This is a genomic window from Rhodococcus sp. KRD197 (assembly GCF_017168235.1).
Lineage (GTDB): Bacteria > Actinomycetota > Actinomycetes > Mycobacteriales > Mycobacteriaceae > Rhodococcoides.
Window position 1 is genome coordinate 1 of sequence record NZ_JABFAO010000003.1, and the last position, 23,513, is coordinate 23,513.

The window sequence follows — 23,513 nt, forward strand, 5'->3', positions numbered from 1 at the left end:
ACCGACTCGTCGGACTACTGCACGGCTGCCTACGACACCGCACCAAATACGACGAACACATCGCCTGGGCACACCGAACGGAACAACAACCCACCGCCGCTTGACAAATTACGGCCCTGGGATGTCTAACCGCAGTACAGCTCACGCGTCGCGGCGATTGGTGACCAGCAGTGCGGCCCCGAACACGATCGCGGTGAAGACGATGAAGTAGATCAGACCACCGATGGGACCCCAGTGGAAGTCGACCCCGCCGTCCTGACCGAGGAAGTATCCGGCGTTCATCCAGGGAAGGAACGGTTGGACTGCTCGGCCGAACGAACCGAAGAGCGCGAACAGGCTCTCGATAACCAACGGCCACAGCAACAGTAGCGCGATAGCGCCTGCCGACTGCCGGAGCAGCGCACCGACGCCCACTGCGACGACGATCTGCAGGAAGGCCAGGATCGCGGTGCCGTAGACGACACGCCACGTGCCGTCGACATCGAAGCTGAGCAGCGCGCCCGCTTCGTCGCCGGCGAGTGCTCGCGACAGGTACAGGGCGCCGATCGCCAGGATGAAGGAGAGAACGAAGCCGAATACACCGACCAGCAAGGCCTTTGCGATCAGCACGGAGCTGCGATTCGGAATCGCCTGGAAGGTCGTCCGGATGACTCCGAACCGGTACTCACTGGTGACAGTCAGGGCCGCCAGGATCATGAGAACCATGACTCCGAAGCCGCCGACACCTGCGCCTATTGCCTCGAAGGCGGACGGAATGAAGGGCTCGAAGTTCGGCGTATTTCCCTGTGCGAGTTCGTCCTTGTAGGAATCGAGGCCCAACTTGGAGGTGAAGCCGACGATCGCTGCCAGGCCCAGCCCGAGCACGATCACGGCGATGGTGCACCACCACGGTGATTTCGTGGAGGTGATCTTGATGCGTTCTGCTGTCAGGACACCCACTAGAGTGCACCTCCCATTGTCTCGGCGCCTGCGCCGTGGTACTGAACGTCGTCACCGGTGAGCTTCATGAATGCTTCCTCCAAAGATCCTCTTTGCGAGGACAATTCGTGAAGCACGAGACCTGCTCTACCCGCAATCTCGCCGATCGCATCGGTCGTGGAGTTGGTGACCACCAGGGTCGGCTGGAGCTCCTCGGTGATTCCCGGCTCTCGGACGGTGAGTCCGGCGGAGGTCAGGGCGCTGCGGAGCGCGTCGAGCTGCGGACCACGGACCCGCACCGATGCCTCCGACGCGTGATCGATGAACTCCTGCACCGACGAATCGGAGATGAGCTTTCCTCGCCCGATGACGACGAGGTGTTCGGCCGTCTGCGCCATCTCGGACAGCAGGTGGCTCGAGACAAGAACGGTACGACCCTCAGCTGCCAACCGCTGCATGAACTTTCGGATCCAGACGATACCCTCGGGGTCGAGGCCGTTGACGGGCTCGTCGAACAGCAACACCTTCGGATCGCCCAGCAGGGCACCGGCCAATCCGAGACGCTGCGACATGCCGAGGGAGAACCCGCCGGCATTCTTCTTCGCGACATCGGTCAGGCCGACCAGCCGCAGAACCTCGTCGACACGCGATTTCGGGATGTCGTTGGAGGCGGCCATCCACTCGAGATGTGCCTTCGCCGAACGGTTGGGGTGCACCCACTTGGCGTCGAGGAGTGCTCCGACGGTACGCAGTGGCTGCTTGAGTTGGTTGTACGGCTTGCCCTCGATCAATGCTGTACCGCTGGTGGGGCGGTCCAATCCGAGGATCATCCGCATGGTCGTCGACTTGCCCGCACCGTTGGGTCCGAGGAAGCCCGTCACTATGCCCGGTTTTACCGTGAAGGTGAGGTCCTCGACCGCCTTCGTGGCACCGAACTGTTTAGTCAGTCCCTTTACTTCGATCATGGTGCTCACTGTCCCCTATGGCAGGGGTTGCGCACATCGCCCGCGAGTCGCGACCTGAGTCATCCTTTGGGATGACCCGACCCCTAGGTGAGTGGAAATACGTGTCCTGTCATGTATTTCCACGCACATGCGGCTACGGCGCCTCCGGCGAGCTGGCCTGCGCCCAGAATCGCTTCGGAATCCGCCCGGCCCGACGTGCCTCGAAGCCCGCCGATACCGCATGACGCATCGCCGACGCCATCAGGGCGGGATCCTTGGCACGGGTCACGGCGGTTGCGAGCAACACCGCGTCGCATCCCAGTTCCATGGCCAGTGCTGCATCGCTCGCGGTCCCGATGCCGGCGTCGAGGATCACCGGCACCCCTGCTGCCTCTACGATCATCTCGATGTTGTGCGGGTTACAGATGCCCAGACCCGTTCCGATAGGAGCACCGAGCGGCATGACGGCCACGCAGCCGATGTCCTCGAGTCGTTTCGCCAGCACCGGGTCGTCCGTCGTGTACGGCAGCACCTTGAAGCCGTCGTCCACCAGTTGCTCTGCGGCCGAAACGAGTTCGATGGCGTCGGGTAGCAGGGTCCGCTCGTCGGCGATGACCTCGAGCTTGACCCAGTCGGTGTCGAGCGCCTCGCGCCCGAGTTGCGCGGTCAGCACCGCTTCCGCCGCACCGCGACATCCCGCCGTATTGGGCAGCGGCGCGATGTTCAGCTTGCGGAGCAGATCGAGCACACCGGTTCCCCCGGCCGAGTCCACGCGCCGCATCGCCACGGTGGTCAGCTCTGTCCCCGAGGCGAGCAGGGCTTCTTCGAGCACCGCCAGGTTCGCCGCTCCCCCGGTGCCCATGATGAGCCGGGAGGTGAAGGTGCGGTCAGCGATCCTCAGTGACTCAACCACGGCGGGAGTGGAGCCTGCGGAATGACCATGTTCAACCACCCTGCACCGCCGTCAGTATCTCGATTTTCGAGCCCTTTTCGACGGTGGTGAGGTCCCACCGGCTTTTCGGCAGGACTGTTCCGTCGACGGCGACGGCTATACCCTTCTCCGGCATCGACAGGTGTTCGAGCAACTGGCGCATCGTCAGGTCGCCGGGGAGAACGTGGTCTTCACCGTTCACTGTGATCATGGGTGTGCAACTTTCTCGAATCTCGAAGGGTCGGCGGCTTTTGCTTCGGGGAGTACGTCGCCGGCGAGGAGTGCCGATACCGCGTCTGCGGTGATGGGTGTCAACAGGATTCCGTTGCGTCCGTGCCCGGAGGCGACGATGACCCGATCGGAGATCCTGCCGATGACGGGCAGTCCGTCGGGACTGGCGGGTCGGAGCCCGGCCGAGCACTCGTGCAGTTCGTATTCGCCGATGCTGGGCATCAAACGTTCCGCGTCGGCGATCAGATCTCGGACACCCGCGACGGTGACCTGCGTGTCTCGACCTGTTTCGTGCTGTGTCGCGCCGACGACCAACCCGTCGCCACGCGGGACGAGGTAGATCGGTCGGCCGTGGACGCTGCCCCGGACAGTGCGGGTCGGCGGCGGCGGTGCGCTGGGTCGGCGACGCAGCCGCAGAATTTCGCCTTTGACCGCTCGAACCGGCATCCCCGCCAGCAGCGAGGCGGTGTTCGCGCCGGCAGCGACCACGATCTGATCGGCGTTGATGGCCTCGAGATCGGTCACTTCCTCGGCGAGGAACTCCACCTGCGATGCCGCCTCGCGCAGCGCCGTCACCAACGCACGATTGTCGACGGCCAGTTCGGTGGGCGCGTGGATGGCGAGGCGTATGTTCTGCGCCAGCGAAGGCTCGAGCTCCCGTATCTGCGCCCGCGAGAGCATCTCGACCGAAAACCCCTGCTGCCCCAGAAATTCGGCGATGGTGCGAAGATCGGCCGCGTCTGCGGCGTCCAGTGCGACGGTGAGCGACCCGCTCGCGGTGAACACGTTTGTGCCGAGCGAGCGCCCGAACTCCGGCCACCGCTCCAGTGAGTGCGCGCCGAGCGCGAGCAGTCGATGCTCACCCGGCCATGCCTCGGACAGTGGGGCAAGCATCCCGCCGGCCACCCATGACGCGCCGGATCCGAGCGCAGGATCGTAGAGCCGTACCGACCAACCCTCACGTGCGGCACGTACGGCCACGGCGAGCCCGATCACACCGCCTCCGACTACCGCCAATGTCGGCAACATCTACACACCACCTCACTCCCTGCGCCGGCATGATCCGGTTCAGGTGTTGACGGTAAGGACGTAACGCGTCCACTCTCAGCCCCGCGAACCCCAGGACTCCCGTGTATTCATGAACTCCCCGACAGACTACCGTTTGCAGCGTGCAACCCACTCAGAGCTCACGTAACGAGTCGGCACGCGAACGTCTGGCGTCGGCTCGGTTGTATCTGTGCACCGACGCCCGGCGCGAGCACGGCGATCTGGCCCATTTCGCCGAGGCTGCCCTCTCCGGTGGCGTCGACATCATCCAGCTCCGCGACAAGAATTCGGCAGGCGAGCGCCAGTTCGGTCCGCTCGAAGCCAAGGACGAGCTCGCCGCGCTGGCTGTCCTGTCGGCGGCGACGCGACGGCACGGTGCGCTGTTGGCCGTCAACGACCGAGCGGACCTGGCCTTGGCGTCGAACGCTGATGTGCTGCATCTCGGGCAGGGCGACCTTCCTGTTCACTACGCCCGCAGGATCCTCGGCCCGGACGTGGTCATCGGCCGTTCGACACAGAACCGCAACCAGGCGAGTCTTGCGGCCATCGAAGATGGGGTCGACTACTTTGCGACGGGTCCGGTTTGGGCGACGCCCACCAAACCCAATCGGACCGCCGCCGGGCTCGACCTGCTGCGCAGCACGGCCGAGGCCGCGCCGACGCGGCCGTGGTTCGCCATCGGGGGTATCGATGCGAGCAATGTCGACGAGGTGCTCGCGGCGGGTGCCGATCGAATCGTCGTGGTCAGGGCCATCACGCAGGCCCGTGATCCGCAGGCCGCAGCGCGCGAGTTGGCCGAGATGCTGCGCCCGCGACGCTAACCGAGCCAGCTCAGCACTGTGGACGGCGACAGTACCCGAACGTCGGTCGGCAGTCGCTGCTGTAGGCCACGGTCGGCGGTGACGAGGGCGGTGAGGGTGCCGCCGTCGTGTGCCCGTCGCGCAAGTTCGTCGTCTCCACTGCCCGACGCATGGATCACCGGCACGCGGCCGTCCTCGAATCGGGCATTTCGCGCCTCGCCTTCCAGCACTGCTTCCACTTGCGGTAGCCATCCGAAACCGCCGCCGGGTAGTTCGACGGTCCGGGGCAACGCCGCGGCGAGTGAGGACAGCAGGGCTGCGGTGGCACCGCTTCGATCGCGCCACCACCCGTCGGGCCGCGAGCCCAGCACATTGGCGGTGTCCAGCAGCACACGCAACGTCTCGGTGCGCAGCGTCGGCCAGCTCGCGGCGAACCCCGGATGCAGGGGCAGCTGATCGACCATGTCCTCGGGAACCCAGCGCAGTTCGACGCTTTCGCCGTTGGGGATCGTATCGAGCTGCACTTCGGCGTCGGCGAAGACCGTGGTGTAGGACCATCCGCTCTCGACGCGCGAGGTGATCATCTCACCTCGCACCCGCAGGTGTTCGAGGCCGATCCCGGCCTCCTCGTGTGCCTCCCGAACTGCGGCGTGTGCGCTGCTCTCGTGCGAGTCGCGGGCCCCGCCCGGCAACGCCCAGGTGCCGCCCTGGTGACTCCACAGCGCCCGGTGCTGCAGCAATACCGTCGGCCCACCATCAGGGGCAGGCGCGCGGAGGAGTAGACCGGCTGCGCCGTGTTTGCCCCAGTGCCGTGTGCCGTTCTCCCCGACTACCCACCCGTCACCATCGCCGCGCATACCGACCACCATAGGTGAACCACACGAGAGCGGCGTTCCACGTACGTGCGGCCCGAGAGAACTTATATGCTCGCACCTGTGAACGTGGTCGGCACTACACCAACTGCTGCCGTCCCTCCCACGACGGCAGCTACGGCTTCGGAGCGTGACCCGCGCCGCGAAGAACTGCGCCGCGTGGCACGTTCGACTCCTGCTCGCATGATCCTGCTCGGGGCCCTGCTGGCGGTGGTCTCGGTGGTCGCCGGTGTGGTGACCTCGGTGGCCCTCGCCGATCGCGCCGAAACGCTCGACACGCTTCTCGTGCAGACCGAACCGTTCGCCAACTCCGCCCAGAATCTCTACGGTTCCCTGTCGGTGGCCGACGCTGCCGCGTCGACTGCGTTCATCTCGGGCGGTCTCGAACCGCAGGAAGTCCGTGACAGGTACACCCAGGCCATCGGCGAGGCAGGCAGTGAGCTGATCCGCGCATCCGGGGGTCTCGGCGAAGCGGACGACGGAGCCCTCGTCGCGCTGACGGAGATCGGCGCGGCGTTGCCGGTCTACACCGGATTGATCGAGACCGCGCGTTCGAACAACCGCAGCGGCAACCCTGTGGCGTCCTCGTACCTGGGTGAGGCGTCGACACTGATGCAGACCTCACTGCTGCCCCGCGCCGAAGGGCTCTACCAGGAGCAGGCAGCGCGGGTGTCGGCCGATCAGGAACGGTTCGTCCATCCCCCGGTCTTCTCGATCGCCCTGATCGTGTTGACGCTGGTGCTGCTCGTTCTCGCCCAGGTGTATCTGTCCCGACGCACCCATCGCACTCTGAATCTGGGCTTCCTGACCGCCACAGGGCTGATCACGATTCTGCTCGGCTGGATGCTCGTGGCCGGGCTGATCTCGGCGACGGCCACCGATCGAGCGTTGAACAAGGGCGTCGCACCGCTTCAGAATCTGACCACCGGCTTCATTCTCGCGCAGCAGGCTCGATCCGACGAGACCCTCAACCTGGTTCGGCGCGGAGATACGCGCGAATACAACCTCGAATTCGAGGCCAACACGCAGAGTCTGCGGGAGGTGCTCGACGGCAACAATGCGATGACCGATGTGCTGACCATGTGGGAAGACGCGCACGACCGCGTGGAAGACGCATTGGCCATCGGCGATTTCAACACCGCAGTCACCATTGCCACCGGTAGCGGTATCGCCGATTCGGGCGTCCAGTTCAGGACGTTGGACAACATGCTCGCCGACGGCATCGATCAGGCCCGAACAGACCTACGTGCCAACGTCCAGCTCGCCAAGACGGCGTTGACCGGATTGGATTCGGGTGCAGTCATTCTGACCATCACCGCCGCGGGGGCAGTGATCGTCGGACTCATACCGAGGTTGCGTGAGTACCTGTGAACCGTCTGCTGTCGCTTGTTCTCCTCGTACTCGTCGGCGTTCTCGTCGCCGGTTGTGTTTCCCCCGAGGCGCTGCCACCGGAACCGGACCGCAGCTACATCGAACCTCCTCTTCCAGACGGGGCCGGTCCGGTGACCACCGCACCGGCGGCGGATTCCCCGGAAGTCCAGTGCGAGCGGCCGACCGCGAGTCTGCGCCCGACGCCGGCCGGAATTGCGCCCGAGGATGCGCCGCCCACTCCGACGGTCGACGCGATTCGCGAGCGCGGACGTCTGACGGTCGGCCTCGACACCGGCAGCAACCTGTTCAGCTTTCGCGATCCGATGACGGGCAAACTCGTGGGTTTCGACGTCGACATCGCCCGCGAGATCTCACGCGATCTCTTCGGCGATCCGGACCGCGTGGACTTCCGCATCCTCACCTCCGCCGAGCGCATCGAAGCACTGCAGGAGTCGACGGTGGATGTGGTGGTCAAGACCATGACCATCACGTGCGCCCGCAAGGAGGAAGTGTCGTTCTCGACGGTGTATTTCCAAGCGCAGCATCGAGTTCTGGCGGTCCGCGGGTCCGGGGTCAGAGGCGTTGCGGATCTGGCCAATCGTCGCGTGTGCGCGGTCGACGGCACCACCTCGCTTCGCCGGCTGCAGCGCATCGTGCCGACTGCACAGATCCTCACGGCGGCGATGTGGTCGGATTGTCTGGTGCTGCTGCAGCAACGACAGGTCGACGCCATCAGCACCGACGACACCATCCTCGCCGGTCTCGCTGCCCAGGACCCCTACCTGGAGATCGTCGGTGAAAGTCTGAGCCCCGAGCCCTACGGCGTCGGCATCGCGAAAGACAGCGACGATCTGGTTCGGTTCGTCAACGGCACCCTCGAGCGCATCCGCGCCGACGGCACCTGGAACAGGTCCTACAACCGCTGGCTTGCCGTCATGGGTAGCTCTCCCGGCCCTCCGTCACCGCAGTACGTGGACTGACGGGAGCGGCACAGATGAGCATCCGAGATCCGGAAACCCCCACCGGCCCCGCCACCGCGCCGGCAGCTCGGACCGAGGCATCCCAGCGAACCCAGGCATCCGAACGCACCCAGGCCACCGAACGCACCCAGGCCACCGAACGCACCGAGCCCTCCGACCGCACCCAGGCCACCGCCCCGTCGCCGGTTCGCTCAACGCGCACGTCGGGACGCACGCGGTCGGATCGATCGCGTCGCACGAGCACCAAGCGACGGCTCGGCGGAGGCCTCGTCGAGATCCCCAGAGTGGACCCGGTCGATCCGGCTACCGCGGTGATGTCCGATCCGGCGGTGCCGCAGCGGAAGCGATTCTGCTGGAAATGCAATTCGCCCGTCGGTCGCAGCGATGACGGCCAACCGGATCAGCCTTCGGGCACATGCCCGCACTGCGGATCGCTGTACGATTTCTCTCCCCTGCTCGAGCGCGGCGACCTGGTGGCCGGTCAGTACGAGGTGCAGGGATGTATCGCTCACGGCGGCCTCGGCTGGATCTATCTCGCTATCGACCGCAACGTCAGCGACCGCTGGGTGGTGCTCAAGGGACTGCTGCATTTCGGCGACGACGAGGCGCATGCTGTCGCGGTCGCGGAGCGTCAGTTCCTCGCCGAGGTGGCGCATCCGGGTGTGGTGAAGATCTACAACTTCGTCGAGCAGTCACGCGCCGATGGAACCAAGATCGGTTTCATCGTGATGGAGTACGTCGGTGGCCGCTCGCTGCGCGATATTCTGTCCGCTCGCCCCGACGGGAGCCGCATGCCCGCGGAGCAGGCCATCGCGTACGTGCTCGAAGTCCTACCCGCGCTGGCATATCTGCATTCCATCGGTCTGGTCTACAACGATCTGAAGCCGGAGAACATCATGGTGACCGACGATCAGATCAAGCTGATCGATCTCGGTGCGGTCGCAGTGGTGGAGGACTACGGATTCCTTTACGGCACAGCCGGTTACCAGGCTCCCGAGATCGTCGAGACCGGCCCGACGGTGGCGTCGGACATCTATACCGCGGGCCGTACCCTGGCTGTTCTGACGCTCGACATGCCCTCGACCAAGGGCAAGTACGCGCCGGGCATTCCGTCCCCGGACGATCACGAGGTGCTGCGGAAGTACCCGTCGTTCCACCGACTGCTCGTGCGCGCCACCAACCTCGACCCCACGCAGCGCTTCGCGTCGGCGGAGATTCTCGCCAGCCAGGCGACAGGTGTGCTCCGCGAGATCCTGGCGCTGCAAACGGGCACCGAGCGGCCTGGCCTGTCGACGGCGTTCAGTCCACCGCGAACCACCTTCGGCACCGAGGAATCGGTCGGGCGAACCGACACGTACGTCGACGGCAAGGTGCGCGGCGACCGGATCAACGCTCGCGACGTGGTTGCCGCGTTGCCGGTCCCGTTGGTCGATCCCCTCGATCCGAGTGCGCCACTGCTCGCCGCTGCAGTACACAGCGAGCCGCAGCAGACGCTCGATTCTCTGGCGCACGCGCGACGCAACGGGATCGAACGGTTCGCCGACGGTTCCTCCGGTGGCCTCGAGATCACCCTGGCGGAGGTCAAGGCACACATCGACCTGAGCGATTTCGGTACGGCCGAGTCGGTGCTCGCGCAGGTGCAGACCGACGGTCCGGATCCGTGGCGGGTCGAGTGGTACGCCGGCCTTCTCGACCTCTCGAGAAACGAATTCGTCGCCGCCTCGAAGCATTTCGAGAAGGTACTCGACGCCCTCCCCGGCGAGTTGGCACCGAAGATCGCGCTCGCTGCCAGCGCCGAGTTGATCACCGAGGGCATTCTCCCCTCGGCCGAGGAACACGAGAAATGGCGTGTGTGCGCCGAGACGTATTATCGATCGGTCTGGCGGACCAACCGCGCCGTCGTCAGCTCCGCGTTCGGCCTGGCCCGTCAGATGATGTATCGCAGCGACCCCGCCGGGGCCGTAGCCGTCCTGGATCAGGTTCCGATCAGTTCGCGGCACTATGCCGTCGCACGCATGACGAGTGTGCTCACGCTACTGATGGACCGGCCGGCACCCGATCTCGAGGAGTCAGACTTCCGAGAGGCCGCGAGGCGTGTCGCGATGTTGCCGCGACGGGAACCGAGAGCTCTGCAGATGCGCACGCTGGTATTGGCGATGGCGATGGACTGGGTTCGTTCCGGCCACGCGGTCGAGGCCGAACGCGAACCGATCCTGGGCGTACCGTTCACCGAACACGGCCTGCGGACCGGGACCGAGACGGGCCTGCGTGCACTCGCCCGCAACGCCACCGACCGAGCGCATCGCTACACGCTGGTCGATCTGGCGAACGCGATCAGACCCCAGTCGTTGTTCTAGCCAGCTTCTGCGCTGCACGCGCGATGGCGAGTTCCTCGTTGGTGGGAATCACGAGAACGGTCACCGCCGAACCCTCCGCCGATACGACGCGAGCATCCTTGCTGCGCATCATATTTCGCTCCGGGTCGATCTCGATGCCGAAACCTCGAAGATTCGCGAGCGCGTCCGCCCGAACCCCGGCGGCGTTCTCACCGACCCCGGCGGTGAAGATGATGGCATCGAGTCTTCCGAGCGCGAGCATGTAGGCACCGATGTACTTGCGGAGGCGATGGATGTAGACCTCGTACGCGAGGATCGCGTCGGCGTCGCCGTCGTCGATACGCTTGCCCAGCTCGCGGAAGTCGTTGACCCCGGCGAGGCCCGCGAGGCCCGACCGCCGGTTGAGGAGCTCGTCGATCGCGTCGACATCCATGTCGGCGCTGCGGCGCAAGTGCATGACGACACCGGGGTCGATATCTCCACAGCGCGTACCCATGACGAGACCTTCGAGCGGTGTCAGCCCCATCGAGGTGTCGATCGGGGTTCCGCTTTCGATCGCTGACGCAGACGCCCCGTTGCCCAGGTGCAGCACAATCAGATTCAGATCCTCGCGACCCAGGAACTCGGCGGCCCGCAGCGAGACGTACTGATGCGAGGTGCCGTGGAAGCCGTACCGGCGGATGTGGTGCTTCTTCGCGATCTCGCGGTCGATGGCGTAGGTCGATGCGGCCGCGGGCAGCGAGTGGAAGAACGCCGTATCGAACACCGCGACATGCGGCACATTCGGCAGCTGTCGGCGGGCGACCTCGATACCGAGCACATTCGGCGGGTTGTGCAACGGTGCAAGTGAACTGAGATCCGATATCTGCTGCAGCACGTTCTCGTCGATCAGCGTCGGCTCGTGAAAGACGTCACCGCCGTGTACGACGCGATGGCCGACCGCAGTGACATCGGCGCCGAGTTCGACTCCAGCGCCCGCGAGTATCTCGAAGGCCACCGCCAGACCGACGGCGTGGTCGGCGATCTCCCGACGCTTCTCGATGGTCTCACCGCGGTAGTCGAGCACGACGCGGCCCTGCAGTTCACCGATCTGCTCGACCAGTCCGGCGGCGATCGAGTCACCGGAATCGGGATCGACCAGCTCGAACTTGACCGACGACGACCCCGAATTGACTACCAGCACACTCATTTCGCGATGCCCTGCGCTTGGATGGCGGTGATGGCAACGGTATTGACGATGTCCTCCACCAGCGCACCACGGGAGAGGTCGTTGACGGGTTTCCGCAAGCCCTGCAGGACCGGGCCGACGGCCACCGCACCAGCGCTCCGTTGGACCGCCTTGTACGTGTTGTTGCCCGTGTTCAGGTCCGGAAAAATGAACACTGTCGCGCGTCCGGCGACGACGGAGTCGGGCAGCTTCGACTTCGCCACCGACGGCTCGATCGCCGCGTCGTACTGAATAGGCCCGTCCACCAATAATTCCGGGCTGCGCTCCCGTACCAGCCGGGTCGCCTCGCGGACCTTGTCGACGTCCACGCCGGAACCGGAATCCCCGGTGGAGTAGGACAGCATTGCCACGCGTGGCTCGATCCCGAACTGCGCCGACGTGGCCGCCGAGGAGATCGCGATGTCTGCGAGCTGCTCGGCCGTGGGGTCGGGCACTATCGCACAGTCCCCGTAGGCGAGAACTCGATCCGACAGACACATCAGGAAGATGCTCGAGACGGTGTTGACGCCATCTGCTGTCTTGATGATCTCGAAGGACGGGCGAATGGTGTGCGCCGTGGTGTGCGCGGCGCCGGACACCATGCCGTCGGCGATGCCCTTGTGCACCATCATGGTTCCGAAATACGAGATGTCGGACATGACCTCGCGGGCCCGCTCGATGCGCATGCCCTTGTGCTTGCGAATCTCGGTGTACTCGGCCGCGAACTCCTCGGCATAGTCCGAGGTCTTGGGGTCGAGCACCTGCGCCCCGTCGAGGTCGACTCCGAGTTCGGCTGCACGCCTGCGGATCGGGCCTTCCTCGCCGAGGATGGTCAACTGCGCCACCTGTCGTTGCAACAGGCGACCCGCGGCGCGGAGGATTCTGTCGTCGCCGCCCTCGGGGAGCACGATGTGCTTGCGGTCGGCGCGAGCACGATGAATGAGCTGGTACTCGAACATCTGCGGAGTGGTGATCGAGGGAATTTCCAGTTCGAGTCGATCGAGGAGTGTCCGGGCGTCGACGCGTTGCTCCATCAGGCTCAGGGCAGTGTCGACCTTGCGCTGCGAACCCACCGCCACCCGCCCGCGCGCCTTCGCCGCAGCCGAGGCGGTGTCGAAGGTGCCCAGCTCGGTGGTCAGGATCGGCAACCTCGGACCCAGTCCGGCGACGAGGCGAGCAATTGCCGGATGCGGTTCGATGCCGCCGTTCATGACGATCCCTGCCAGAGAGGGAAAGCCCTCGGCCTCATGGGCGTTGACGAGTGCCAGCAGAACATCCGACCGATCCGCCGGCACGATGACGACGACGCCCTCGGTGAGCCGTTCGAGAATGTGCTCGGCGGTCATGCCACCGACCATGACGCGCTGGGCCTCTCGCTGCATCAGTTCCACGTCACCGCTGTAGAGCTTGCCGTGGACCGCCTCGAGCAACTCGGCCATCGTCGGGGCCATGAGCAGCGGGATCTCCGGCAGGCTCCAAGCGGGTACACCCAATGGTTCCAGCGCAGCGGTGATCTCGTCCAGGGCCTCCGGATCACACCGATTGGCGACGATAGCAGCGAGGTGCGCATGATAGTTGTGCAGCTCGGACAGACTCAGCTGCGCCAACTGGAGGACCTCGTCGGCAGTTCTGTCCGCCCCGCGCAGCGCCAGAAGCACCGGTGCTCCCAGGCTCGCCGCGATGCGCGCGTTGAAGCCCAGTTCGCTCGGACTGCCGACATCGGTGTAGTCGCTGCCGACGATGACCACCGCATCGCACTGCGACGCGACGTCGTGGAAGCGAGAGACGATCTCGCCGAGCGCGGCGTCGGGATCGGCATGCACCGCCTCGTAGGAGACACCGAGTGATTGTTCGTAGGACAGATCCGCCGTCGTGTGATCGATGAGAAGTTCGAGGATGTAGTCCGTCTCCGTCGAGGACCGCGCGATGGGCCGGAAGACGCCGACCCGGGCGGCAGAGGCGCACAACATCTGCAGCACCCCGAGAGCGATGGTCGATTTTCCGGTGTCGCCTTCTGGAGAGGCGATGTAGATGCTCGATGCTGGCTCGGCCATGCCCGTCAGCGTAGCGGTTCGATGTTGACAGACAGTGATGCGCTGGAGTCAGCTACAACCATGGCCGAATCACCGTTTCCCGACGTCCGCTGGGGCAGCGAATCCAGCTTCATCCGTAAACCCGCCATCGCATTCGCAGCGACGAAACCCGGATCTTGGGTGATCCGCAACCTGGCAGGCATCGACCGCAAGCTCCTCGAACGTTCGAACGGACGCTTCACCGTCCTCGGGCCCATCGCGGCGCCCGTAATACTGCTCACCACGACCGGCCGCAAATCCGGCCAGCCGCGGACATCCCCGTTGCTGTACTACCGCGAGAACGATCGGCTCTACGTAGTCGGCAGCAACTTCGGGCAGCAGCATCATCCAGCGTGGACATCGAATCTGCTCGCCGAACCGCGCGCCACCGTCGCCATCGGGGGCAGAAAGATTCCCGTCACCGCGACCCCGGTGACCGGCGCCGAGAAGGTCCGAATCTACGACGCCTTCAACGAAATGGTGCGCGTGTACGGCGAGTACAAGAACCGAACCGACCGCGACATGCGAATGTTCGCCTTGTCCGCGGACTGAGCCGGGCCTTTTGCATCCTCTTCGCCGCATCCCGCTTCCGGCATCCCGCTTCCGGCATCCCGCTTCCGGCATCCCGCTTCCGGCATCCCGCTTCCGGCATGAATGGGCCATTGCAACCGTCTAACCGTTGCGAGGCGGGGTACCGGCGGGGCGGGATCAGCCCAGCTTGCGGAGCCTCGGCTCGAGGTCGCGCTGGAACAGTTCGAGGAACCGCCGCTGGTCGTGGCCGGGGGCGTGGAAGACGAGGTGGTTCAGGCCCGCATCGGTGTACTGCTTGACCTTCTCGACGGCCTCGTCGGGATCCGAGGCGACGATCCAGCGCTTGGCGACCTGTTCGATCGGGAGTTCGTCGGCGGCCTTCTCCATCTCGATCGGGTCTTCGATGGAGTGCTTCTGCTCCGGCGTCAGTGACAGCGGGGCCCAGAAGCGGCAGTTCTCCAACGCGAGTTCTGGATCGGTGTCGTAGGAGATCTTGATTTCGATCATCTTGTCGATCTCGCCGGAGTCGCGTTCGGCCTTGCCTGCCCCCTCTTCGACGGCGGGCAGGAGTTTGTCGGTGTAGAGCTCCATCCCCTTGCCCGAGGTGCAGATGAATCCGTCACCGGCCCGCCCCGCGTAGCGCGCGACGACGGGACCGCCGGCCGCGATGTAGACGGGGATGCCGCCGTCGGGAACGTCGTAGATCGATGCGCCCTTGGTGGTGTAGTACTCGCCCTCGAAATCGACGCGGTCCCCGAGCCACAGCTCACGCATCAACCGCACCGACTCGCGCAGACGGGCGAACCGCTCCTTGAAGTCGGGCCATTCGCCGCTGTATCCGGTGGCGATTTCGTTGAGTGCCTCACCGGTGCCGACGCCGAGCATGATCCGTCCGGGGTACAGGCAGCCCATGGTTGCGAAGGCCTGCGCGATGACTGCCGGGTTGTAGCGGAAGGTCGGTGTCATCACCGAGGTGCCGAGCTGGATGTTCTCCGTACGCTCGCCGACGGCCGTCATCCAGGCCAGCGAGAACGGCGCGTGCCCACCCTCGTGGCGCCATGGCTGGAAGTGATCGCTGACCGTCGCCGAATCCATGCCGTGTTGTTCGGCGAGTACGCCGAGTTCGACGAGTTCACGCGGACCGAACTGCTCAGCCGACGCCTTGTACCCGAGCTTCAGAGCCTGTGCCACGCGCTACTCCCTCGTTGAAAGTCACTGTTGCTTCGATTGTGCACTCGAGCCCGGCACGCATCTGCACCGGACCTCTCACTCGATACCCAGCACCGTCACGACCGCGGCCAGTACCGCCATACCGCCGATGCCGACCGCGAAAAGCCACAGCTCCTTCGCCTCGGGCATCGGAGCGCCTGATTGGAGCGCCGTTCGCACCTGAAGCCACCGACGCAACCCGATCATCGATGCCGATGCGGCCATCAGTATCAGGATCAGTCCGAGCGTCGTCCTGACCCAGCCGGTACTGAAGTCGGGCACCAGATGCAGAACCGCCACGCCGGCGGCCAGTAGACCCAGCGAAGTTCGCATCCATGCGAGGAAGGTTCTTTCGCTGGCGAGGGTGAACCGCTCGTCCGGGCGAGTGGAAGGATCGTCTGTCACTCCACCATGATGCACCGTTGCCCACATCTCAGGGCAGCAGGATGAACTTGCCACGCGGGTGCTGGGACTGCAGCTCCTGGTGTGCTTGCGCGACCTCGTCGAGCGGGAACGTCTTGGCGATCGGCACGGTGAAATCGCCCGCGCCGGCGGCCTTCACCAGCTCCAATCGCGCATTCCTGCGACGGACACCGCTCTCGGCGTTCCCACCGACCGACAGGAAGCCGTCGGCCTCCGCGCGGCCGAATGCCACGATCGTCACGATTCGCGCCTTGTTCGGTACCAATTCGAGCGAGACGTCGACGGCTTCGTCAGTGCCCGCTGTGTCTATCGCGGCGTCGACACCTTCCGTTGCGAGGGCGCGTACCCGCTCGAGCAGACCGTCACCGTATTCGACCGGCTCGGCGCCGTACGCGCGAAGCGCGTCGTGATTGATCGCCCGCGCGGTGCCGATGACGTGGGCGCCTCGAGCACGGGCAAGTTGCACGACGATGGACCCGACGCCACCCGCAGCGCCGTGCACGAGCACTGTGTCACCGGCGCTCACCTGTGTCACGGCAAGGACGTCGAACGCAGTTCCAGCGGCCGCGAACAGGCCGGCGGCAGCCTCCCATGTCAGATCAGAAGGCTTCGGCACGACCGAATCTGCCGATACCAGCAGTTCCTCGGCGTAGGCACCTTTGACACCCGAGACGATGACCTCGTCCCCCACCGAAATCGGGCCACCCGGCCCCGTTGCCGACGGGCCGACCGCGGTGACGACGCCACTTGCTTCGCTGCCCAACGACAGCGGAAGGGTGGATTCGTCCGTCCCGAAGGATCCGCTGTACACCTTGTAGTCGAAGGGATTGACGCCGATGGCTCGGACATCGACGAGGACCTGACCGGCCCCGGGACTGCCCACCTCTCGGTCGATGATGCGTAGTACCTCGGGACCTCCGAAAGCTGTTGCCACCGCTACTCGTGTCATGAGCTGCTCAACGGATCCGGCAGATCGGATGTTCCCGCTACGTGAGCTCTCACCGGTGCACGACCGGCGAGAGCTCGCGTAGCGCACAATGGTGGCGTGAGCTCACCGGACGAACCGCAGCAGTGGACCTACTTGATGGACATGGATGGCGTCCTGGTGCATGAGGACCACCTCATACCCGGGGCCGACGTGTTTCTCGCCGAGCTCCAGGAAAACGACACGCCGTTCATCGTGCTGACCAACAACTCCATTCGGACCCCACGCGATCTGCGCGCTCGGCTGGCCTGGACCGGCCTCAACATTCCCGAGAAGTCGATCTGGACCTCTGCACTGGCGACTGCCAACTTCCTGGGCAACCAGCGTCCCGGCGGCAGCGCCTACGTCGTCGGCGAATCGGGTCTCACGACGGCCTTGCACGACATCGGCTACACGTTGACCGATTCGAATCCCGACTACGTGGTGCTGGGCGAAACACGGACCTATTCGTTCGAGGCGATCACCACCGCCATCCGCCTCGTCGAAAAAGGTGCGCGCTTCATCGCGACCAATCCCGATGCCACCGGACCCTCACGCGAGGGTTCGCTTCCCGCCACCGGCTCGGTCGCAGCGCTCATCACCAAGGCCACCGGGAAAGAGCCGTACTACGTCGGCAAACCCAATGCACTGATGATGCGGTCGGCGCTGCGAGCGATCGGCGGCCATTCCGAGAGCACCCTGATGATCGGTGATCGCATGGACACCGACGTGTTGTCCGGACTGGAAGCGGGCCTGCAGACCATCCTCGTGCTGACCGGCATCTCCACGATCGAGTCCGTCGAGAACTACCCGTATCGGGCGACGAAGGTGATCAATTCCGTCGCCGACCTCGTCGGGCGCACCCAGTCGCCTTTCTGATGCCACGAGCTTTTCCGGTGGACCGCCCGTCGTTCGTACTTTCGCGTGCCGGGTACAGCATCGAGGGGCGCGGCGTCGAATGCAGATATCGCTCGCTCCCCGACGCCGTTGCCGCAGTCCGGGCCGGCGGAGTCGTCGTCGGCGCTCTGCCCTTCGACGTGACCGACCCGATTGCGTTGTGGCGGCCCGTCGAACTGCGTGGGTCCGACGGGCCATGGCAGCCCGATCTGTCTCTACCGCCGCTGCCTCAGGTGCGGATCGGTGATCGGATACCTGCTGGCGCGGTGCATGTGGAGCGGGTGCGGGCGCTCGTCTCCTCGCTTCGGCGCGGTGACGCGCAGAAGGTCGTGCTCGCGCGGTCACTGCGCCTCGACGCAGACTCGACCATCGATCCCCTGTCTCTACTCGAAAAACTGGTGCGCACCGACCCCCTCGGCAACGGTTACGCAGCAGACCTGTCCGCCGCCGGGCCCGACTACGACGGGAAGTTCCTCGTCGGCTCGAGCCCGGAACTGCTGATCCGAAAACGCGGCACAACGGTGTCCTGCCATCCCTTTGCCGGAACCGCAGCGCGCAGTGACGATCCGGCCGAGGACGCCGCCATCGCCGACCGACTGGCGGCCAGCGCGAAGGATCAGGCCGAGCACCGCTTCGTCGTCGACGAGATCCGGTCTGCGCTGGGGCCCATGTGCAACAGAATCGACGTGCCAGACATCCCGCAGCTCAGTAGCACTCCGCAGCTGTGGCACCTCAGCTCTCCGATCACCGGTGAACTCCGCGACCCCGCCATCACTGCGCTGGACCTCGCACTCGCCGTGCACCCGACCCCGGCGGTAGCGGGCGTGCCCAGGCGCGCCGCCATGGACGCGATCGCCCGGATCGAGGGGCCTCGGGGTTTCTACGCAGGGGCGGTCGGGTGGACCGATCAGAGCGGTGACGGCGAATGGATGGTGGCGATACGCGGAATCGAACTTGCCGCCGATGGCCGCACGGGCCTCGCCACAGCGGGCGGGGGCATCGTCGAGGCCTCCGACCCCGACGCAGAACTCGCCGAGACGACAGCGAAGTTCGGCACCATCCTCGCCGCGTTCGGCTATCCCAGCGCTTGAACCAGATCCGCGATGAGGTCCTCGGTGTCTTCCAGGCCGACCGAAATGCGCACCACGCTGTCGGAGAGCCCTACCGCTGCACGGCCTTCCGGTCCCATGGCGCGGTGTGTGGTGGTGGCCGGGTGGGTGATGAGGGACTTGGCGTCGCCCAGATTGTTGGAGATGTCGATGATGCGCAGGGCGTCGAGCAGCTCGAAGGCTCGCTTCTTGCCCTCACCCTCCGATGCTTCCAACGCGAAGGTGACGACGGTTCCGCCGCCCTTCATCTGCTTCCTCGCCAACTCGTGCTGCGGATGTGAGGCCAAGTACGGGTAACGCACCCAGGACACCCCGGGGTGCTGCTCGAGGAATGTCGCGATCTCCAGCGCCGACGCCGTCGCGTGCCGAACTCGTACGGGCATCGTCTCGAGGCCCTTGAGCAGCGTCCACGCATTGAACGGACTGAGCGCAGGACCGGTGTGGCGCATCAGTGTCTGAACCGGACCATCGATGTACTCACGGGAGCCCAGAATTGCGCCACCGAGCACCCGGCCCTGACCGTCGATGTGCTTGGTACCGGAATACACCACGACGTCCGCGCCGAGTGCGAGGCTGCGCTGCAGCAGCGGCGTCGCGAACACGTTGTCCAGCACCACCGTCGCACCCGCAGCGTGGGCCAACTCGGAGACGCGCTCGACATCGACGAGGGACTGCATCGGGTTCGACGGCGTCTCGAAGAAGACCGCAGTGGTGGGAACCGACAGCGCTTCCTCCCACTGCGCGTTGTCCTCGCCGTCGACGAAAACGGTTTCGACGCCCCACCTGGGGAGGATTTCGTTGCACACGACGAAGCACGAACCGAACAGGCTGCGCGCGGCCACCAGACGGTCGCCGGACTTCAGTAGCGCACCGAGCGCCGTGAAGACGGCGGACATACCGCTGGAGGTGCCGAAGCACGCCTCCGCGCCCTCGATCAGCCGCAACCGCTCCTCGAACATCTTGACCGTCGGATTGCCGTAGCGGGAATAGACGAAGTGGTCGATCTCACCGGTGAACGCCTGCTCAGCGGCCCCGGCGCTCTCGTAGACGAACCCGGACGACAGATACAACGCCTCGGCGTTCTCGTCGAAACCGGAACGCATGAGCCCACCGCGAACCCCGAGCGTTCCCTGACCGACGCCCTCGGGCAGCGGCTTCGAAAAGCCCCCGCCATGCGGAAGTTTCTTCTCGGTCATGACTGCCTCCAGGGCAAGCCGACCGCCCGCCAGCCGACAGCGCCGCGGTGACCGTCGGCGTCCGTCGCACCTTCGAACCCGTCGAGAACGTTGTACGACGGCCCGATTCCGGCGGCCGTGGCAGCTTCGGCGGCACCGATGGACCGTTGCCCGGAACGGCACAGGAACACCACTGGGCGGTGGCCGTCGACGCCCGCCGCTTTCAACTGGTCGACGAAGTTGTTGTTTCTGGCGCCATCCGGGTAGCGGACCCACTCGATCAGATGAGTAGGGCGCTCGAGCGACGACGTGTCCGGCACGCCCACGTACTGCCATTCCGCGTGGGTGCGCACGTCCACCAGAACCGCGTCGGGATCGTCGCGGAGAAGCTCCCACGCCGCCTGCGGCGTTATGTCACCTGCGTAAGTCACTGCTTCAGCCTTCCACACCCGGCAATATCGACAACTCAGACATTGCACACCAGCCAGTTCTCGTCGACGCGAACGAATCGCCATTGTTCGGTCGACGTCGCGTCGGTCTCGTCGAATCTCGTGGTAACCGTGACGAGACCGCGGTCACCGTTCACCTCGTAGCCGGTCGGCACACCGTCGACTTCCATTTTCCCGTTCTCGGCCACCTCGTCCGCCCGCGCCGAGGAGTAATCGGCGTCGCTGCCCGGTATCAACCGCGCCACCTGCGCCTCGCAAGTGGCCCGGCGCAGTAGATCAGCGTCGCCCTCGTTCTGCGCTCGGACGAAATCGGAGATGCTGTCCGTCAGAAGTTGAGCCTGGGTGACGTTGTTCTCCGCGGGCGAAACCCTCGACGCTATGACGACAGCGCCGAGCACCAGCACGACGATTGCGACGGCGATCAGGAACGGCCACGCGGTGGCCGGGCGTCGCTCCCCTGCTTCGGCAGCCGCTGCGGAAGCGTTGTTCTGCGCTTCCTCACGGCTTTCGATCCACTGCTCTCTTCGCTCCCGCCACGACGCCATGGGTGCAATCTTCCCTCCCGTCCCCGAGGCGCCGCTCGCCGGGGTTGACGGTCTCGGGTCGGCAGGGCACCACGGGCACTAGAGTCAACATTGGCCCGCCAGCCCAGATCAGGTAACACTTAATTTATGCTGGGGTGTCCGCACTTGCCATCGACGAAGGTAGTTCGCTGCACATGACTGACCAGACTCGTCCTCTCCGCGTTGCCATCGTCGGCGCCGGACCAGCCGGCATCTATGCCGCCGACGCCCTCATGAAGTCCGACACAGACGTGAGCATCGACCTCTTCGAACGCATGCCTGCGCCCTTCGGTCTCATCCGCTACGGCGTTGCCCCCGACCACCCCCGCATCAAGGGCATCATCACCGCCCTGCACAAGGTCCTCGACAAGCCGCAGGTCCGCCTCCTCGGCAACATCGACTACGGCACCGACATCACCTTGGATGATCTCCGCCGCTTCTACGACGCCGTCATCTTCTCCACCGGTGCAAACGCCGACCGCGCACTGAACATCCCTGGCATCGACCTCGATGGCAGCTACGGCGCAGCCGACTTCGTCTCCTGGTACGACGGTCACCCCGACGTTCCCCGCACCTGGCCACTCGACGCCGAGAAGGTCGCCGTCCTCGGCGTCGGCAACGTCGCGCTCGACGTCGCCCGCGTGCTGGCCAAGACCGGCGACGAACTGCTCCCCACCGAGATCCCCGCCAACGTCTACGAGGGCCTCAAGACCAACAAGGCCACCGAAGTCCACGTCTTCGGTCGCCGCGGACCGGCACAGGCCAAGTTCACCCCCCTCGAACTGCGCGAACTCGACCATTCACCCAACATCGAAGTCATCGTCGCCCCCGAGGACATCGACTACGACGAGGGCTCAGAGCAGGCCCGTCGCAGCTCCAAGCAGGTCGATATGGTCGCCAACACTTTGCAGGACTGGGCCATTCGCGACGCCGGCAACCGCCCCCACAAACTCTTCCTTCACTTCTTCGAATCCCCCACCGAAATCCTCGGCGAGGACGGCAAAGTCACGGGCCTACGCACCGAACGCACCGAACTCGACGGCACCGGCAACGTCAAGGGCACCGGCAACTACAACACCTGGGACGTCCAAGCCGTCTACCGCGCCGTCGGCTATCTCTCCCAGAACATCAGCCAACTCCCCTTCGACGAACAAGCCGGCACCATCCCCAACGAAGCCGGACGCGTGCAGGAAAACGGTGCGCACGTGCCGGGCACCTACGTCACCGGCTGGATCAAGCGCGGACCTGTCGGCCTCATCGGTCACACCAAGGGTGACGCCAACGAAACCGTCGCCTGCCTCCTCGAGGACGCACCGACCTTCGAAGGCGCCGCTGAACCCGCCGAGCAGGCTGTCACGGACTTTCTCGAAGGCAAGCAGGTCCCCTTCACCACCTGGGACGGCTGGTACCGCCTCGACGCCCACGAACGCTCCCTCGGTGAACCCGAAGGCCGCGAACGCGTCAAGGTCGTCGAACGCCACGACATGCTCAAGGCGTCGGAGCCGGACAAGGCCTAGGCAGCTCCGCTGCATGTGAGTGGTTTTACATAGCGGGCTATGTAAAACCACTCACATGCGCGTAGCGCCTACACGCGCACAGCCAGCAGTTTTCCCTCGGTCTCGACCTTGCGCTGGTGTTCGTTGAAATCGGGCGCAGCGCAGACGAACAAGGTGCGTCCGTCGTCACCACCCAATCCGCAGGCGAACACACCGGTGTCGAACTCCAGCTGATCGACGATGCCCTTGCCCGGTTCGACGTGCACGATTCGCTGGCCCAGGGCGTCGGCCACCCACAGCGATCCATCGGTATCGATGCAGCAGCCGTCGGCCGCGACCACGAGCTGACCGAGCGCCGTTGCCATATCGCTCATATCGGGCAGTTCGGCGAACTTCGCCCAATCACGCCGCTCCCCCAGTGATCCGTCGGGACGCACCGCGAAAGCGCTGATGCGGTTGCCTACCGTTTCGTCGACCAGAAGCTCACCGTCGCCGGTGAAAGCCATGCCGTTCGGGAAGTACAGATCCTCGGCCACCACTCGCACAGAACCGTCCGGATCGACCCGAATCAGGTCGGCGGTATCGGGCGTCGCCATGTTCATCAGATCGAAGCCGAAGTTGCCGACGTACGCGCGCCCACGGTCGTCGACGAGCATGTCGTTGAGGTTGGCCTTCACGTGGGCGGACAGGTCTGCATGCACGACGAGCGAGCCGTCGTCCTCGCGGCGGAGGATGGTGTGATCGCGCATCGACACCACCAGCAGTCGGCCGTCCGGCAGCCACCCGAGTCCCGACGGTTGCTGCGGGATCTCGGCTTCGACGCGGACGTCCGATCCGTCTGCCTGCGCCGAGATGACTCGGTGACTGTAGAAGTCCGACACCCAGATTCGGCCGTCGTGCCAGCGTGGACATTCGAAATATGTGTATCCGTCGAGTACGACGGTGACGTCGGGTTTCATGCTTCGCATTCAAACATCGGACAGGGCCC

The 23,513-nt window shown here is 65.3% G+C and carries 23 protein-coding genes and 1 riboswitch; of the genes, 8 read left to right on the forward strand and 15 right to left on the reverse strand.

Annotated features, from left to right (window positions below; translation table 11 throughout):
• Positions 1-141: 141 nt before the first annotated feature.
• From J1M86_RS05685 to thiO, 5 genes are all read right to left on the reverse strand, one after another.
• Positions 142-939, reverse strand: a complete 798-nt coding sequence (locus J1M86_RS05685; protein ID WP_075838358.1) for an ABC transporter permease — start codon at positions 937-939, stop codon at positions 142-144.
• On the reverse strand, positions 939-1,883 hold the full coding sequence (locus J1M86_RS05690; RefSeq protein WP_075838413.1) for an ABC transporter ATP-binding protein: 945 nt from the start codon (positions 1,881-1,883) through the stop codon (positions 939-941). Before J1M86_RS05690 ends, J1M86_RS05685 begins: the two co-directional genes overlap by 1 nt.
• Positions 1,884-2,016: 133 nt before the next feature.
• Positions 2,017-2,775: a thiazole synthase gene (locus tag J1M86_RS05695; protein ID WP_075838414.1), complete on the reverse strand. Its 759-nt coding sequence runs from the start codon at positions 2,773-2,775 to the stop codon at positions 2,017-2,019.
• Positions 2,776-2,806: 31 nt separating this feature from the next.
• Positions 2,807-3,004 carry a sulfur carrier protein ThiS gene (thiS, locus tag J1M86_RS05700; RefSeq protein WP_075838359.1) on the reverse strand — a complete coding sequence of 66 codons (198 nt, stop codon included), beginning with the start codon at positions 3,002-3,004 and terminating at the stop codon, positions 2,807-2,809.
• A complete protein-coding gene (thiO, locus tag J1M86_RS05705; protein WP_206509168.1) occupies positions 3,001-4,053 on the reverse strand; it encodes a glycine oxidase ThiO in 1,053 nt (350 codons plus the stop codon). Before thiO ends, thiS begins: the two co-directional genes overlap by 4 nt.
• Positions 4,053-4,166: riboswitch (TPP riboswitch) on the reverse strand. (Overlaps the previous gene by 1 nt.)
• A gap of 27 nt (positions 4,167-4,193) precedes the next feature.
• Here thiO and thiE point away from each other — a divergent pair.
• A complete protein-coding gene (gene thiE, locus J1M86_RS05710) occupies positions 4,194-4,892 on the forward strand; it encodes a thiamine phosphate synthase (protein WP_206509169.1) in 699 nt (232 codons plus the stop codon).
• Here thiE and J1M86_RS05715 read toward each other — a convergent pair.
• Positions 4,889-5,728 carry an NUDIX hydrolase gene (locus J1M86_RS05715; RefSeq protein WP_075838415.1) on the reverse strand — a complete coding sequence of 280 codons (840 nt, stop codon included), beginning with the start codon at positions 5,726-5,728 and terminating at the stop codon, positions 4,889-4,891. The genes thiE and J1M86_RS05715 overlap by 4 nt on opposite strands.
• Positions 5,729-5,806: 78 nt before the next feature.
• On the opposite strand from J1M86_RS05715, the gene J1M86_RS05720 reads away from it, so the two are divergent.
• From J1M86_RS05720 to J1M86_RS05730, 3 genes are read left to right on the forward strand one after another with little or no spacing between them, the layout of a single operon-like run.
• Positions 5,807-7,114 (forward strand): hypothetical protein, encoded by a 1,308-nt coding sequence (locus tag J1M86_RS05720; RefSeq protein ID WP_206509170.1) that lies wholly within the window; start codon positions 5,807-5,809, stop codon positions 7,112-7,114.
• Entirely contained in the window at positions 7,111-8,094 is a 984-nt protein-coding gene (locus tag J1M86_RS05725) for a glutamate ABC transporter substrate-binding protein (RefSeq protein WP_206509171.1), read from the forward strand. Before J1M86_RS05720 ends, J1M86_RS05725 begins: the two co-directional genes overlap by 4 nt.
• A 14-nt stretch (positions 8,095-8,108) precedes the next feature.
• Positions 8,109-10,451 carry a serine/threonine-protein kinase gene (locus J1M86_RS05730; RefSeq protein ID WP_206509172.1) on the forward strand — a complete coding sequence of 781 codons (2,343 nt, stop codon included), beginning with the start codon at positions 8,109-8,111 and terminating at the stop codon, positions 10,449-10,451.
• Here J1M86_RS05730 and J1M86_RS05735 read toward each other — a convergent pair.
• A complete protein-coding gene (locus J1M86_RS05735) occupies positions 10,429-11,619 on the reverse strand; it encodes an acetate kinase (RefSeq protein WP_206509173.1) in 1,191 nt (396 codons plus the stop codon). The two genes, J1M86_RS05730 and J1M86_RS05735, sit on opposite strands and share 23 nt — an antisense overlap.
• A complete protein-coding gene (gene pta / locus J1M86_RS05740) occupies positions 11,616-13,691 on the reverse strand; it encodes a phosphate acetyltransferase (protein ID WP_206509174.1) in 2,076 nt (691 codons plus the stop codon). Before pta ends, J1M86_RS05735 begins: the two co-directional genes overlap by 4 nt.
• Before the next feature lie 60 nt (positions 13,692-13,751).
• Here pta and J1M86_RS05745 point away from each other — a divergent pair, with 60 nt between their 5' ends.
• Positions 13,752-14,261 (forward strand): nitroreductase/quinone reductase family protein, encoded by a 510-nt coding sequence (locus tag J1M86_RS05745; protein ID WP_075838416.1) that lies wholly within the window; start codon positions 13,752-13,754, stop codon positions 14,259-14,261.
• Between the two features lie 156 nt (positions 14,262-14,417).
• On the opposite strand, the gene fgd is transcribed toward J1M86_RS05745, so the two are convergent.
• The 3 genes from fgd to J1M86_RS05760 form a co-directional block, all read right to left on the reverse strand.
• The gene (gene fgd / locus J1M86_RS05750; RefSeq protein ID WP_206509175.1) at positions 14,418-15,431 is read right to left on the reverse strand and encodes a glucose-6-phosphate dehydrogenase (coenzyme-F420); all 1,014 of its coding nucleotides are present in this window, start codon (positions 15,429-15,431) and stop codon (positions 14,418-14,420) included.
• A 75-nt stretch (positions 15,432-15,506) separates the two neighbouring features.
• Positions 15,507-15,881 carry a YidH family protein gene (locus tag J1M86_RS05755; protein ID WP_075838363.1) on the reverse strand — a complete coding sequence of 125 codons (375 nt, stop codon included), beginning with the start codon at positions 15,879-15,881 and terminating at the stop codon, positions 15,507-15,509.
• Position 15,882: 1 nt separating this feature from the next.
• Entirely contained in the window at positions 15,883-16,821 is a 939-nt protein-coding gene (locus J1M86_RS05760) for an NADP-dependent oxidoreductase (protein WP_206509176.1), read from the reverse strand.
• Positions 16,822-16,956: 135 nt separating this feature from the next.
• On the opposite strand from J1M86_RS05760, the gene J1M86_RS05765 reads away from it, so the two are divergent.
• Both J1M86_RS05765 and J1M86_RS05770 read left to right on the forward strand, forming a co-directional pair.
• A complete protein-coding gene (locus J1M86_RS05765) occupies positions 16,957-17,715 on the forward strand; it encodes an HAD-IIA family hydrolase (protein ID WP_206509218.1) in 759 nt (252 codons plus the stop codon).
• Positions 17,716-17,732: 17 nt separating this feature from the next.
• The gene (locus J1M86_RS05770; RefSeq protein ID WP_307786538.1) at positions 17,733-18,824 is read left to right on the forward strand and encodes an isochorismate synthase; all 1,092 of its coding nucleotides are present in this window, start codon (positions 17,733-17,735) and stop codon (positions 18,822-18,824) included.
• On the opposite strand, the gene J1M86_RS05775 is transcribed toward J1M86_RS05770, so the two are convergent.
• From J1M86_RS05775 to J1M86_RS05785, 3 genes are read right to left on the reverse strand one after another with little or no spacing between them, the layout of a single operon-like run.
• Positions 18,809-20,038, reverse strand: coding sequence for an O-succinylhomoserine sulfhydrylase (locus J1M86_RS05775; RefSeq protein WP_206509178.1), 1,230 nt, complete (start codon positions 20,036-20,038; stop codon positions 18,809-18,811). The genes J1M86_RS05770 and J1M86_RS05775 overlap by 16 nt on opposite strands.
• On the reverse strand, positions 20,035-20,448 hold the full coding sequence (locus J1M86_RS05780; RefSeq protein WP_206509179.1) for a rhodanese-like domain-containing protein: 414 nt from the start codon (positions 20,446-20,448) through the stop codon (positions 20,035-20,037). Before J1M86_RS05780 ends, J1M86_RS05775 begins: the two co-directional genes overlap by 4 nt.
• A 35-nt stretch (positions 20,449-20,483) precedes the next feature.
• The gene (locus tag J1M86_RS05785; RefSeq protein WP_206509180.1) at positions 20,484-21,011 is read right to left on the reverse strand and encodes a hypothetical protein; all 528 of its coding nucleotides are present in this window, start codon (positions 21,009-21,011) and stop codon (positions 20,484-20,486) included.
• Positions 21,012-21,184: 173 nt separating this feature from the next.
• Here J1M86_RS05785 and J1M86_RS05790 point away from each other — a divergent pair, with 173 nt between their 5' ends.
• Entirely contained in the window at positions 21,185-22,546 is a 1,362-nt protein-coding gene (locus J1M86_RS05790) for an FAD-dependent oxidoreductase (protein ID WP_206509181.1), read from the forward strand.
• Between the two features lie 68 nt (positions 22,547-22,614).
• On the opposite strand, the gene J1M86_RS05795 is transcribed toward J1M86_RS05790, so the two are convergent.
• Positions 22,615-23,493, reverse strand: coding sequence for an SMP-30/gluconolactonase/LRE family protein (locus J1M86_RS05795; RefSeq protein WP_206509182.1), 879 nt, complete (start codon positions 23,491-23,493; stop codon positions 22,615-22,617).
• Positions 23,494-23,513: the final 20 nt, after the last annotated feature.

Bases quoted from the DNA above. Each gene is read 5' to 3' on its own strand.
- J1M86_RS05775 (WP_206509178.1), bottom strand. From the start codon at position 20,038: ATGACCGAGAAGAAACTTCCGCATGGCGGGGGCTTTTCGAAGCCGCTG.
- J1M86_RS05755 (WP_075838363.1), bottom strand. From the start codon at position 15,881: ATGTGGGCAACGGTGCATCATGGTGGAGTGACAGACGATCCTTCCACT.
- J1M86_RS05760 (WP_206509176.1), bottom strand. From the start codon at position 16,821: ATGACACGAGTAGCGGTGGCAACAGCTTTCGGAGGTCCCGAGGTACTA.
- J1M86_RS05735 (WP_206509173.1), bottom strand. From the start codon at position 11,619: ATGAGTGTGCTGGTAGTCAATTCGGGGTCGTCGTCGGTCAAGTTCGAG.
- J1M86_RS05730 (WP_206509172.1), top strand. From the start codon at position 8,109: ATGAGCATCCGAGATCCGGAAACCCCCACCGGCCCCGCCACCGCGCCG.
- thiO (WP_206509168.1), bottom strand. From the start codon at position 4,053: ATGTTGCCGACATTGGCGGTAGTCGGAGGCGGTGTGATCGGGCTCGCC.
- J1M86_RS05765 (WP_206509218.1), top strand. From the start codon at position 16,957: ATGGACATGGATGGCGTCCTGGTGCATGAGGACCACCTCATACCCGGG.
- J1M86_RS05790 (WP_206509181.1), top strand. From the start codon at position 21,185: ATGACTGACCAGACTCGTCCTCTCCGCGTTGCCATCGTCGGCGCCGGA.
- J1M86_RS05745 (WP_075838416.1), top strand. From the start codon at position 13,752: ATGGCCGAATCACCGTTTCCCGACGTCCGCTGGGGCAGCGAATCCAGC.
- J1M86_RS05690 (WP_075838413.1), bottom strand. From the start codon at position 1,883: ATGATCGAAGTAAAGGGACTGACTAAACAGTTCGGTGCCACGAAGGCG.
- J1M86_RS05795 (WP_206509182.1), bottom strand. From the start codon at position 23,493: ATGCGAAGCATGAAACCCGACGTCACCGTCGTACTCGACGGATACACA.
- J1M86_RS05715 (WP_075838415.1), bottom strand. From the start codon at position 5,728: ATGCGCGGCGATGGTGACGGGTGGGTAGTCGGGGAGAACGGCACACGG.
- thiS (WP_075838359.1), bottom strand. From the start codon at position 3,004: ATGATCACAGTGAACGGTGAAGACCACGTTCTCCCCGGCGACCTGACG.
- J1M86_RS05785 (WP_206509180.1), bottom strand. From the start codon at position 21,011: ATGGCGTCGTGGCGGGAGCGAAGAGAGCAGTGGATCGAAAGCCGTGAG.
- pta (WP_206509174.1), bottom strand. From the start codon at position 13,691: ATGGCCGAGCCAGCATCGAGCATCTACATCGCCTCTCCAGAAGGCGAC.